Source organism: Bradyrhizobium ingae (assembly GCF_055791185.1).
In genome coordinates, this window is sequence record NZ_JBVUBB010000036.1 from 50220 (window position 1) to 61503 (window position 11284).

The 11284-nt window shown below is 63.5% G+C and carries 14 protein-coding genes; all 14 read left to right on the top strand.

What is annotated here, in order from left to right; all coding sequences use genetic code 11:
* The first annotated feature begins 3 nt into the window (after positions 1 to 3).
* The 14 genes from flgB to ACV1FX_RS34050 all read left to right on the top strand — a co-directional run bounded on the left by flgB (position 4) and on the right by ACV1FX_RS34050 (position 11278).
* Positions 4 to 384, top strand: coding sequence for a flagellar basal body rod protein FlgB (flgB, locus tag ACV1FX_RS33985; protein WP_473121907.1), 381 nt, complete (start codon positions 4 to 6; stop codon positions 382 to 384).
* Positions 385 to 395: 11 nt separating this feature from the next.
* Positions 396 to 812 (top strand): flagellar basal body rod protein FlgC, encoded by a 417-nt coding sequence (flgC, locus tag ACV1FX_RS33990; protein ID WP_284264063.1) that lies wholly within the window; start codon positions 396 to 398, stop codon positions 810 to 812.
* A 3-nt stretch (positions 813 to 815) separates the two neighbouring features.
* Positions 816 to 1142: a flagellar hook-basal body complex protein FliE gene (gene fliE / locus ACV1FX_RS33995; protein ID WP_473121908.1), complete on the top strand. Its 327-nt coding sequence runs from the start codon at positions 816 to 818 to the stop codon at positions 1140 to 1142.
* 17 nt (positions 1143 to 1159) lie between these two features.
* Positions 1160 to 1951 (top strand): flagellar basal-body rod protein FlgG, encoded by a 792-nt coding sequence (flgG, locus tag ACV1FX_RS34000; protein ID WP_027527195.1) that lies wholly within the window; start codon positions 1160 to 1162, stop codon positions 1949 to 1951.
* A 38-nt stretch (positions 1952 to 1989) separates the two neighbouring features.
* A complete protein-coding gene (flgA, locus tag ACV1FX_RS34005) occupies positions 1990 to 2442 on the top strand; it encodes a flagellar basal body P-ring formation chaperone FlgA (protein WP_473121942.1) in 453 nt (150 codons plus the stop codon).
* Positions 2439 to 3569, top strand: coding sequence for a flagellar basal body P-ring protein FlgI (gene flgI, locus ACV1FX_RS34010; RefSeq protein ID WP_473121909.1), 1131 nt, complete (start codon positions 2439 to 2441; stop codon positions 3567 to 3569). The genes flgA and flgI overlap by 4 nt, the downstream gene beginning before the upstream one ends.
* 67 nt (positions 3570 to 3636) lie before the next feature.
* Positions 3637 to 4380 carry a MotE family protein gene (locus ACV1FX_RS34015; RefSeq protein WP_473121910.1) on the top strand — a complete coding sequence of 248 codons (744 nt, stop codon included), beginning with the start codon at positions 3637 to 3639 and terminating at the stop codon, positions 4378 to 4380.
* Between the two features lie 11 nt (positions 4381 to 4391).
* On the top strand, positions 4392 to 5087 hold the full coding sequence (gene flgH, locus ACV1FX_RS34020) for a flagellar basal body L-ring protein FlgH (protein ID WP_473121943.1): 696 nt from the start codon (positions 4392 to 4394) through the stop codon (positions 5085 to 5087).
* 42 nt (positions 5088 to 5129) lie between these two features.
* Positions 5130 to 5573: a flagellar basal body-associated FliL family protein gene (locus ACV1FX_RS34025; protein ID WP_473121911.1), complete on the top strand. Its 444-nt coding sequence runs from the start codon at positions 5130 to 5132 to the stop codon at positions 5571 to 5573.
* Positions 5570 to 6310 (top strand): flagellar type III secretion system pore protein FliP, encoded by a 741-nt coding sequence (fliP, locus tag ACV1FX_RS34030; RefSeq protein ID WP_473121912.1) that lies wholly within the window; start codon positions 5570 to 5572, stop codon positions 6308 to 6310. Before ACV1FX_RS34025 ends, fliP begins: the two co-directional genes overlap by 4 nt.
* A 268-nt stretch (positions 6311 to 6578) precedes the next feature.
* A complete protein-coding gene (locus ACV1FX_RS34035; RefSeq protein WP_473121913.1) occupies positions 6579 to 7484 on the top strand; it encodes a flagellin N-terminal helical domain-containing protein in 906 nt (301 codons plus the stop codon).
* A gap of 280 nt (positions 7485 to 7764) precedes the next feature.
* Positions 7765 to 8676, top strand: a complete 912-nt coding sequence (locus tag ACV1FX_RS34040; RefSeq protein ID WP_473121914.1) for a flagellin N-terminal helical domain-containing protein — start codon at positions 7765 to 7767, stop codon at positions 8674 to 8676.
* Between the two features lie 305 nt (positions 8677 to 8981).
* Positions 8982 to 10607: a flagellar basal-body MS-ring/collar protein FliF gene (gene fliF, locus ACV1FX_RS34045; RefSeq protein WP_473121915.1), complete on the top strand. Its 1626-nt coding sequence runs from the start codon at positions 8982 to 8984 to the stop codon at positions 10605 to 10607.
* Complete coding sequence (locus ACV1FX_RS34050; protein WP_473121916.1) at positions 10604 to 11278, top strand: hypothetical protein; 675 nt, start codon at positions 10604 to 10606, stop codon at positions 11276 to 11278. Before fliF ends, ACV1FX_RS34050 begins: the two co-directional genes overlap by 4 nt.
* The last annotated feature ends 6 nt before the right edge of the window (positions 11279 to 11284 follow it).

Genomic DNA, 11284 nt, shown 5'->3' on the forward strand with positions numbered 1-11284 from the left:
GCCGTGGGACCGCTTTATCTGTTCGAACTTGCTTCCTCGCAAGCCCGGTGGCTGGAGCTGCGCCAGTCGACGATCGCAGCGAACGTCGCCAACGTCAACACGCCCGGCTTCAAGGCGCGCGACGTCGAGCCGTTCAACAAGGTCCTCGATGCCACGCCGGTGAGACTCGCGACGACATCGCCGTCGCACATGCAATTGAGCACGGCCGAAACCGATACGCGAACAAACGCCAAGAAGGACAGCTGGGATGTCGTGCACTCCGGCAACTCCGTCAGCCTGGAGCAGGAGATGCTCAAGGGCGGCGAGGTCAACCGCGATTACTCGATGAATGCCGCGATCGTGCGGTCGTTCCACCGCATGCTGCTGTCCGGCGTGAAAGCCTGAGGTGAGCTGACATGGTGGATTCCCTGCAGGCTTCGCTCGCGGTGGCGAGCTCCGGTCTCGAGGCGCAGTCGACGCGGATGCGCATCGTCTCGGAAAATCTTGCGAATGCGAATTCGACGGGACGCACCGCCGGTGCCGATCCGTATCAGCGCAAGACCGTGACCTTCGATGCCGAGATGGACCGCGCCGCGGGCGGACAGCTCGTCAAGGTCAAGGAGGTCGGTCTCGATACCAGTCCATACCGGGTCGAATACGAGCCGGGCCATCCGGCTGCCGACAAGGCCGGCTACGTCAAGCTGCCCAACGTCAACATGATGATCGAGATGGCCGACATGCGCGAGGTCAATCGATCCTATGAGGCCAATCTTCAGGTTGTGAAACAGGTGCGCTCGATGGTCGGCATGACCATCGATCTCCTAAGGAGCTGACGAATGTTAGAGGCAATTGCGTCCACCGCGATCTCCGCGGGCCAGGCGGTGGCCCGCTCGATTGAGGCGCAAGTAACCGCGCCTGCTGCAGGTGCCGTTCAGTCGGGTGGGGAGGTCGGCTTCGACTCCGTCCTCAAGCAGGTCACGACGGATGCGATCGGGACGCTCAAGGCCGGCGAGGCTGCGTCGATCTCGGCAATGCAGGGCAAGGAATCGACGCGGCGCGTCGTGGAAGCATTGATGTCGGCCGAGCAGGCGCTGCAAACGGCGGTCGCGGTTCGCGACAAGGTCGTGCAGGCCTACCAAGAAGTCGTTCGCATGTCGATCTGATCTGAAGGAATCAAGCTGTGAAATCGCTCGCCATCGCGGCCACCGGAATGAACGCGCAGCAGACCAACATCGAGGTCATCGCGAACAACATCGCCAACATCAACACGACGTCGTTCAAGCGGGCGCGTGCGGAATTTACCGACCTCTTCTACCAGATGGATCGCATGCAGGGCGTTCCAAACGCGACCGGTTCATCGCCGATTCCCGAGGGCGCCAATCTCGGGCTTGGTGTCAAGTCGGCCGCCATCCGCAAGCTGCACATCCAGGGTGCGCTGACGCAAACGGGCAATCCCTATGACTTGGCGATCAACGGCCGTGGCTGGTTTCAGGTGTTGGGCCCGAACAACGAGGTGCAATATACCCGCGCAGGCTCGTTCAATACCAATGCCAACGGCCAGCTCGTCACAATGGACGGCTATTTGCTGGATCCTGCAATCACGGTGCCGCAAGGAACGGTCCAGGTCACGGTCAACCAGACCGGACAGGTATTTGCCAAGCTGGACACAGAGGTGAATCCGCGCCAGATCGGCCAGCTCAACCTCGCGAACTTCGCCAACGAAGCCGGCCTCGAGCCGCTTGGCAGCAATCTCTATCGTGAGACCACGGCGTCGGGCACGCCGGTAGTCGGGCTGCCGGGCGATTCCGGCTACGGCAAGATCAACCAGCAATATCTCGAGGCTTCGAACGTCGATCCCGTCAAGGAAATCACCGAGCTGATCTCTGCGCAGCGCGCCTATGAGATGAATGCCAAGGTCATCACGGCCTCGGATGAGATGGCCCAGACCGTGTCGAAGGGCCTCGGCCGCTAGTTCCGGTGTAATCCATGTCGAGCAGGCTCGGCCTGATCATGCGCGGGTTGGCCGCCGCGCTGCTGGTGCTCGCTTCCGCATCCCTGGCTGCGGCCGAGGATCGGCGGCTTCCGGTGCCGGCCGTGTCGATCCGCGTGGGCGAACTGATCCGCGAGGACATGATCACGGAGCGCGCCTTCGCGGCCAACCTCCTCGGCGTCGCCATGTTCATCGAAGGACGTCAGGTCGTGGTCGGACGCATGGCGCGGCGGACGCTGCTGCCGGGCCAGCCGATACCGACCAATGCGGTCGAGGATCCCTGGACCGTCGCGCGCGGGGCCATGGTCAAGGTCGTGGTCGAAGACAGTGGCCTCTCGATCGTCACCTACGGGTCGGCCTTGCAATCGGGCGCGGCCGGCGCGCTCATTCCGGTGCGCAACACCGATACCGGCGTGATCATCAGGGGCATCGTCCAGCCGGACGGCACCGTTAAGGTCATGGATGGATCATGATCAGGTTGCTGCTTGCGTTCATCCTCATCGTTTCCGCGGCTAGCGCCCAGGCCGCCGTCCGCATCAAGGACATCGCCGATATCAAGGGCCTGCGCGAAAACCAGATTGTCGGCTATGGCCTCGTCATCGGTCTCAACGGCACCGGCGACACGCTGCGCAATGCGCCGTTCACTGAACAGTCGCTCCAGTCGATGCTCGAGAACATGGGCATCAATGTCAGGAACGACACCACGAGCACGAACAACACGGCGCGGCCGACCACGCTGCGCACCCGCAACGTCGCGGCTGTCATGGTGACCGCGGACCTGCCGCCGTCGATCTCGCCGGGCGAGCGCATGGATGTGACGGTGTCCTCGCTTGGCGACGCCACCTCGCTGCTCGGCGGCACGCTCGTGATGACGTCGCTGCGAGCGGCCGACGGCGCGGTCTACGCCGTGGCGCAGGGCGCCGTCACCGTTGCCGGCTACAGCGTCGGCGGTCAGGCGCAGAACGTCAGCCAGGGTACGCCGACCGCTGGTCGCATTCCCAACGGCGCGCTGGTCGAGCGGGAGGTGCAGGGGAGTCTTCACGAGATGGAGTTCCTCGTGCTCGAGCTGAAGAACCCGGATTTCGTCACCGCGACTCGAATCCTCGATGCCATCAACCGTTACGGCGGCGGCCACTACCGGACGCGGATCGCTTTCGAGCGTGACTACCGGACCATCGTGCTGTCCAAGCCAAGCTATATCGGTCCGGTACGCTTTCTCGCCGAGATCGGTGAGTTGACGGTCGAGCCGGATACGCCCGCGCGAGTGGTCATCAACGAGCGCACCGGCACGGTCGTGATCGGGCGCGACGTGCGGATATCGACCGTTGCGGTGACGCACGGCAATCTGACGGTCCGCGTGACGGAGCTTCCCGTCGTGTCACAGCCCGCGCCGTTCTCGCAAGGCAAGACCGTCGTCGTTCCGCAGACCATGGTCGAAGCCAACGAGGCTGGGGCCCAGGTTGCGATCCTCAGCGGTGTCGATTTGCAGCGCCTTGTGCACGGTCTCAACCAGATCGGCCTGAAGCCGTCCGGGATCATCGCGATCCTCCAGGCGATCAAGACGGCTGGCGCGCTCCAGGCCGATGTGATCGTCCAATGACGCGCAAGCGCCATGCAAGCCTGATCGCGCATGTCTGTGGTCTCGACCGAGATTCGCGCGCGGCCCGATGCTGAAGCTGGAATACAAAACGCACCTCTTCTGCCTGATCGCAGTGTCCGTGCTGGCGAGCGCATCGCCGGCTGCGGCGCTGGACGAGCCGAAGCCGTCAAAGCCGCTCAATCTGCTTTCCTTTGCGCGATCGCGCACGGCGGGTCCGCAGAAGCCCCATGCGTCGGTCGCGCCCGTTCCCAATGACACCAATTCCGTGAGGGCAACGGCCTGGGCTGCGGAGGATACCGCGCCCGTGACCACCGGCGCGGTACCGGCTCCCGAGACGCCGCCGGTTGCGCGTCCGGCCAAGACTGGCTTGGTGCCGCCGAAGCCCGCACCGCCGGTTGCGGCGGTGCCCGAGAACGACGTCGCACAGTTCTGTAGCAGCGTCGCCGATCCCGCCGTCGACGCGCGGCTGGCCTGGCAATTGAAGGAGCTGGAGAAGGCCGAGACTCTGCTGCGCGAGCGGATCGCAGAGGTCGAGGCCAAACGGGTCGAATACGAGAAATGGATGGCGCTTCGCGATGAGTTCCTGAAGAAGGCCGAGGCGAGCGTGGTCGAGATCTATTCGCGCATGAAGCCGGATTCTGCCGCAAGCCAGATCGCCGGCATGGCGGACGAGACTGCCGCGGCTGTGCTCGCGAAGCTGAGCCCCAGGAGCTCGAGCGCGATCTTCAATGAGATGGACACGGCACGCGCGGCGCATCTCGCCGATCTGCTCGGCGGAATGCGTCGCGTGGACGACGGAAAGACCAAGTAATGAAGAAGCCGATGCTCATCCTGTCGCTGGTGCTGTCGCCCGTGCTTCTGGCCGGATGCTCCCATGACCCCGCCGAGGTCTTGACCGGCCCGCAGGTGTCGCCCGTCGGCAGCGGGCTGAGGTCGCAGGCCGATCCAATCCCGGTGACGCCGCGGGTCCGTACGCCCGTAAGCTACCGCTCGACCTGGGACGACGGCACCGATCTCTACCGCGACCCGCGCGCCCGGCGCATCGGCGACGTCGTAACCGTGATCATATCGATGCAGGACAAGGCGAAGCTCGACAACAAGACCGACCGTTCGCGCGATTCGCAGATCAAGTTCGGCCTCGACTGGCTGATGAATGTCGCAGGATGGAGCGATACCGGACAGACCAACGCCAATCTTTCCACCAACACCCAGATCAAAGGCAATGGTCAGATTGACCGTGCCGAGGATATCAAGCTTTCGATCGCCGCCATCGTCACCGATGTGTTGCCGAACGGCAATGTGATGATCAGTGGCTCGCAGGAATTCAAGGTCAACACGGAGATGCGCGTGCTCAACGTCGGGGGCATCGTGCGTCCGCGGGACATCTCGCGCGGCAATACGATCTCTTATGAGAAGATCGCCGAGGCGCGCGTGTCCTATGGCGGCCGGGGAAATCTGTCTGACGTGCAGCAGCCGGGATGGGGGCATCGGATCTATGACACCGTGGCGCCATTCTGATTTGCAGGGCAAGCGCGGCGGATCGCGGAGCCACGGGACGCCATGCGCCTGATCGCGGCCATAGTGATCCTCACGCTGATTGCGGCCGGTGCCGGCGCCATCACGGGCTACCACCTGCTGGTGACGGCCGAGCGCGTCGTCGATGCCAGGAAGAATGTCACCCCGCCGCCGGTTGCGTCGACCTACACCGGCACGGCGCGATTACGAAAGTTGTCGCCGGTCGTCACCAATCTTGCGGCGCCCGCAAACAACTGGGCTCGCATCGAAGCCTCCATGGTCACGGACAGCATGAATGACGAGGAGGCGGGCATTCTGGCCGCTCACATCAGCGAGGACATCGTCGCCTATCTCAGGTCGGCGACGGCCGCCCAGTTCGAGGGCGCGCGGGGCCTTCAGCATCTGCGGGATGACCTGTCCGAGCGGGCCAATGTCCGCTCCTCGGGCAAGGTCCGCGAATTGATTATCGAGACGTTGGTGATCCAGTGAGAACGAGAGTCCTGCTGCTTGCATTGCTGCTGATCCTGCTGCCCGAGGCCGCGTCAGCCCAGATCCCGGACCTCAACTCCCTGCTGCCTCCGGGGAACGGCTCGACCAGCGGCCGGATCATCCAGCTCATGGCGCTGATCACCGTGCTTTCGGTGGCGCCCGGTCTGCTCATCATGGTGACGAGCTTCACGCGATTTGCGGTGGCGCTGTCGTTCCTGCGCTCCGGTCTCGGCCTTCAGACGACGCCGGCGAACCTCGTCCTGATAAGCCTCGCGCTGTTCATGACCTTCTACGTGATGGCGCCCACTTTCGATCGCGCCTGGGAGACCGGCGTCCAGCCGCTGATGAAGAACGAGATCTCGGAGGAAGAAGCCTATCTGAAGATCACCGATCCGTTCCGCGAGTTCATGCTGGCCCATGTCCGCGACAAGGATCTGCAGACCTTCGAGGCGCTCGCTGCGGAAAGCTTTCGCAAGAAGTTCGACGACAAGCGCATCGACCTGCGCGTCATCATTCCGGCCTTCATGATCTCCGAGCTTCGCCGCTCCTTCGAGATCGGCTTCCTCATCATGCTGCCGTTTCTCGTCATCGACATGATCGTTGCGACGCTGACCATGTCGATGGGCATGATGATGATGCCGCCCACGGTGATCGCGCTGCCGTTCAAGATGCTGTTCTTCGTGCTGATCGACGGCTGGAATCTGCTCGCCTCGGGACTGGTGCGGTCGTTCTCGTGACAGCCGCGATCGCCGGCCAACCGGTTATTTATGGTTAGCGGGAAGTACCGGCTTATGGTTAGCGGCTGGTAATCTTAACCATATGATTTTGCTGATAAATTCAAGCCGATCTTAATCCGGAGGCAACATTCGGCGTGCTAGCAATGCGTCACGGCGGGTTGGACCCCACCCACATCAGTCCAAAGGCATGATGCCGCCCCTCCGTACCGGTGAAAGCCCGGTATGTCCCCAAGTGAAAATGTAACGCGTACATAAAGGGACATTCGCAATGTCAAGCCTGCTCACGAACTCGTCCGCCATGACCGCGCTCCAGACCCTGCGGTCTGTCAGCTCGCAACTCTCCACCACGCAGACCCGCATCTCCACCGGCCAGCGCGTCTCGACGGCTTCGGACAATGCCGCCTATTGGTCGATCGCGACCTCGATGCGTTCCGACAACGCCGCGCTCTCCGCCGTCTCCGACTCGCTCGGTCTGTCGGCCGCGACCGTCGACACCGAATACACTGCTTTGACCTCGGTTATCGGCGACAGCAACTCTGGCCTGACCAAGCTCCAGTCGCTGCTGGTCGAAGCCAAGACGGCCGGTATCGACCGTACCAAGATCCAGGCAGACGTCACCCAGATCCAGCAGCAGATGAAGGCTACCGCCAGTGCGGCGACCTTCAACGGTGTGAACTGGCTGAGCACGACCGCGACCACGCCGGCGACCTTCAGCCTGGTGTCGTCGTACTCGCGCGTCGCTGGCACGCCCACCATCGGTTCCATCACCGTGACGACCGCCAATTACTCGCTCTACACCGCGACCACGAACGGCATCCTGGACACGGTGAGCGGCGGTGCGTCGATCGACACGATCAATATCTCTGCGCTGACCGACTCGGCGGCCGACCAGACCACGCTCGATGGCTACATCGCGCAGGTTACAGCTGGCATCAACTCGGTGGCCTCGGCGGCCGCCAATCTCGGTGCCGTCAAGAACCGCATCGCGACCAACACGGATTTCGTGAAGTCGCTGATGGACTCCGTGGACCGCGGTGTCGGCCAGCTCGTTGACGCCGACATGAACCAGGAGTCCACCCGCCTGGCGGCTCTCCAGGTCCAGCAGCAGCTCGGCGTGCAGGCACTCTCGATCGCCAACAACAGCAGCCAGAGCATCCTGTCGCTGTTCCGCTAAAGCCTTAAACCATCTGGGGAGGGCCGCGCTTCTCGCAAAGCGCGGCCCTTTCGTTTGGCGTGACGCCCCGCGCGCTCGATGCAAATTAGGCCGCCCTGTTGCAACCGGGGTACAGAGCCACAAGCCTCGCACAAGCTTCGCCCGCTATCCTCGCCGTTACGACAGATTGGGTCTTAATCCGCTTTTCAGCAGCCCAAAGGCATGACGCCGCCCTGTCGTACCGGTGCAAGCCCGGTATGTCCCCCCAAGCTCAATCCAGTCTTCAAAGGGACATCAAAAAATGGGTTCAAGTCTTCTCACCAACTCCGCAGCAATGACCGCGCTGCAGACCCTCCGGAACGTCAGCTCCAGCCTGCAGACGACCGAAAACCGGATCTCGACCGGCCAGCGCGTCTCGACGGCTTCGGACAATGCCGCCTACTGGTCGATCGCGACCTCGATGCGTTCCGACAACGCCGCGCTCTCCGCCGTCTCCGACTCGCTCGGTCTGTCGGCCGCGACCGTTGACACCGAATATACCGCCCTGACCTCGGTTATCGGTGACAAGGACTCCGGCCTGACCAAGCTCCAGGCGCTACTGGTCGAAGCCAAGACGGCCGGTATCGACCGCACCAAGATCCAGGCGGATATCACTCAGATCCAGCAGGATATGAAGCTCAAGGCCAATTCGGCGACCTTCAACGGCGTGAATTGGCTGAGCACGACCGCCACCACGCCGGCGACCTTCAACCTGGTGTCGTCGTACTCGCGCGTCGGCGGCACGCCCACCATCGGTTCCATCACCGTGACGACCGCCAACTACTCGCTCTACACCGCGACCACGAACGGCATCCTGGACACGGTGAGCGGCGGTGCGTCGATCGACACGATCAATATCTCTGCGCTGACCGACTCGGCGGCCGACCAGACCACGCTCGATGGCTACATCGCGCAGGTTACCGCCGGCATCAACTCGGTGGCCTCGGCGGCCGCCAATCTCGGTGCCGTCAAGAACCGCATCGCGACCAACACAGACTTCGTGAAGTCGCTGATGGACTCCGTGGACCGCGGTGTCGGCCAGCTCGTCGACGCCGACATGAACGCGGAATCGACCCGCCTCCAGGCTCTGCAGACACAGCAGCAGCTCGGCGTTCAGGCGCTCTCGATCGCCAACCAGAACAGCCAGAGCATCCTGTCGCTGTTCCGCGGCTAAACGGCGGCCTCCAAAACGACCGTGCTCCCTTGGGGGGCACGGTTCCCGCCGTGAACGGCGGATGTGACGGCACGGGATGTGCCGCGATCGACCTTCCGACGCCAGACTACATCCAACACGCTGCAGCGGATCGCGCTGCCATGCGTCTGGGCGCCCGCTTGTTGCTCCCCGACTGATTGCGTCACGCAAGACTCTTGTAAAATTGCAACGTCTCGCCTGCGAACCGACACATTGGTGTCCTCGCGCAACCTTCAGGCAAGGTTGGCAGCGGAGTGTCCTTTGTGTTCGCATTGGTACGAGGTCATATGCTCAGTCGCGCGCAGGTGCAGCAGCTGCTCAACAATCTGCTGGAGCTTGGCCCGCGACGCCTCATGGCATTGGGGTTGATCGGCTTTGCCGTGCTCGTCACCGTCGTCGGCGGCGCCTACTATCTGAGCCGGCCGGAGTTCGAGGCGCTCTACACCGGCTTGACGCGCGAGGACGTGACGCGGATCGGCGCCGCGCTGCGTGAGCAGAACATCGCCTTCGACGTCAATGCAGCCGGTGACGCCATCTCGGTGCGCCCGAGCCAGACAATGCAGGCGCGCATGCTGCTGGCAGAGAAGGGGCTTCCGACCAGCGCGAATTCCGGCTACGAGCTGTTCGACAAGATCGGCTCGCTGGGGCTGACCTCGTTCATGCAGGAGGTCACCAAACTCCGCGCGCTCGAGGGCGAGATCGCGCGCACCGTTCAGCTCATGAAGGGCGTGAAGGCGGCGCGCGTCCACATCGTCCTTCCGGTGCGCGGCTCGTTCCGCGCCACGCAGCAGCCTCCGTCCGCATCCGTCGTGCTGCGTACCGACGGCGCGATCGAAGCGCGCACCGCGCAGTCGATCCGCCATCTCGTCGCCGCCGCCATTCCCGGCATGACGCGCGACAAGGTGACGGTGCTGGATGCGGACGGCTCGATGCTGCTGGCCGAAGAGGACGACGCCAGCGCTGCGCCGACCAAGATGGCGAGCCTCCAGAAGATGGTCGGCGGCATGGTGCAGGAGAACATCCGCAAGGCGTTGACGCCGTATCTGGGCCTCGACAATTTCGAGGTCAGCGTCGCGCCGCAGCTCTCGACCGACAAGCGGCAGATCAACGAGACCGTCTATGATCCGGAAGCGCGTGCCGAGCGATCGGTCCGAAACGTCCGCGAGAAGGAGACCTCGCAGAACGCCGATCGCTCGACGCCGACCACGGTACAGCAGAATCTCCCGGACCAGCAGGTCAACGCCGGCGGCACCAAGAATTCGAACGAGGAGAAGAATCGCCGCGAGGATGTCACCAACTTCGAGGTGTCGTCCAAGACGACGACGACGGTCAGCGACGGCTACTCCGTGAAGAAGCTCTTCATCGCGGTCCTGATCAACCGCGCGCGGCTGGTCGCCGATCTCGGCGACAAGACCAACCAGGCGATCGTCGACAGCAAGATCGCCGAGATCAGTCAGCTCGCGGCCACCGCCGGCGGACTGGACAAGCAGCGCGGCGACCAGATCCAGGTGACGGCCGTGGACTTCGTCGAGGGCTCGCGCGAGCTTGCGCCGGTGCCACCGATCGGCTTCGTCGAGATGCTGAATCGTCAGATGGGGAGCTTCATCAACGCGGTCACGATCCTGGCTGTCGCTGCGATGCTGGTCTGGTTCGGTCTTCGTCCGGCGGTCAACGGCATCCTCACTCATCGCGCGCAGCAGGAGCAGGTCGAGGTCGCGGAGGCGGCCGCGCAGCTCGAGGCCGCAGCCCTGGCGCTGCCTGAGAACGAGGAGGCGGAGCTCAACCTTGTCGAAGACCTCGAAGGCAAGATGCAGCGAACGCCGCAGAAGCGGCTTGAACAGATCGTGCGGCTCGACCAGGCGCAGGCGGCTGCGATTCTCAAAGAGTGGATGCGTCGGGAGGAGGCGGCATGAACGCGGCAATTGGAAAGCTGCTCACCCAGTTCGACGCCAACGGCCGGGCGAAGCCAGCCGAGAGACCGAAGTTACCGGAGCCCGTGGCGAAACCGAAGGAGATCAAGCGCGACCCGCTGCCTCAGCTTCAACCTCAACCGCAGTCTCAGCCTGCTCCTTCAAAGGCGGAAACGCCGCCGGTCAATCTGCTTGATGATGCCTATCGGCGCGGCTACGCCGCGGGCGTTGCGGAAGGCGATGCCAAGGTCGCGGAAGAGCGCGTGCGCGGCGCGATCAGGCTCGGCGAAGAGCGGGCCAAATGGTCCGATCAGCAGGCCGTTGCGATCGTGAACGGCTTTACCACCGCGTGCCGCGAGCTTGAAACCAATGTCGCAAGCTCGGTCGCCCGCATCCTGCAACCGTTCCTCGTCGATGCGGTCCGCGACAAGGCGGTCGCGGCGCTGGTCGAGCAGATATCGGCGCTGACCTGCCAGTCGCCCGTGCCAGTGTTCAAGATCACGGGGCCGAGCGATCTGCTCGATCTGGTCAAGGCGCAGCTCGACACCGCGCAGCGGACCGGCATCGAATATCAGGCGGCCGACGGTTTCGAAATCCGTGTCGTCGCCGACCAGACCGTGATCGAGACGCAGATCGCGCCATGGATCGAGCGTCTGAAGGATGCGCGAAGGTAATCTGCC

What these genes read in the sequence shown, in the direction of transcription:
- flgC (WP_284264063.1), top strand. Translation starts at nt 396, where the DNA reads ATGGTGGATTCCCTGCAGGCTTCGCTCGCGGTGGCGAGCTCCGGTCTC.
- fliE (WP_473121908.1), top strand. Translation starts at nt 816, where the DNA reads ATGTTAGAGGCAATTGCGTCCACCGCGATCTCCGCGGGCCAGGCGGTG.
- flgA (WP_473121942.1), top strand. Translation starts at nt 1,990, where the DNA reads ATGCGCGGGTTGGCCGCCGCGCTGCTGGTGCTCGCTTCCGCATCCCTG.
- flgI (WP_473121909.1), top strand. Translation starts at nt 2,439, where the DNA reads ATGATCAGGTTGCTGCTTGCGTTCATCCTCATCGTTTCCGCGGCTAGC.
- ACV1FX_RS34015 (WP_473121910.1), top strand. Translation starts at nt 3,637, where the DNA reads ATGCTGAAGCTGGAATACAAAACGCACCTCTTCTGCCTGATCGCAGTG.
- flgH (WP_473121943.1), top strand. Translation starts at nt 4,392, where the DNA reads ATGCTCATCCTGTCGCTGGTGCTGTCGCCCGTGCTTCTGGCCGGATGC.
- ACV1FX_RS34025 (WP_473121911.1), top strand. Translation starts at nt 5,130, where the DNA reads ATGCGCCTGATCGCGGCCATAGTGATCCTCACGCTGATTGCGGCCGGT.
- ACV1FX_RS34035 (WP_473121913.1), top strand. Translation starts at nt 6,579, where the DNA reads ATGTCAAGCCTGCTCACGAACTCGTCCGCCATGACCGCGCTCCAGACC.
- ACV1FX_RS34040 (WP_473121914.1), top strand. Translation starts at nt 7,765, where the DNA reads ATGGGTTCAAGTCTTCTCACCAACTCCGCAGCAATGACCGCGCTGCAG.
- fliF (WP_473121915.1), top strand. Translation starts at nt 8,982, where the DNA reads ATGCTCAGTCGCGCGCAGGTGCAGCAGCTGCTCAACAATCTGCTGGAG.
- ACV1FX_RS34050 (WP_473121916.1), top strand. Translation starts at nt 10,604, where the DNA reads ATGAACGCGGCAATTGGAAAGCTGCTCACCCAGTTCGACGCCAACGGC.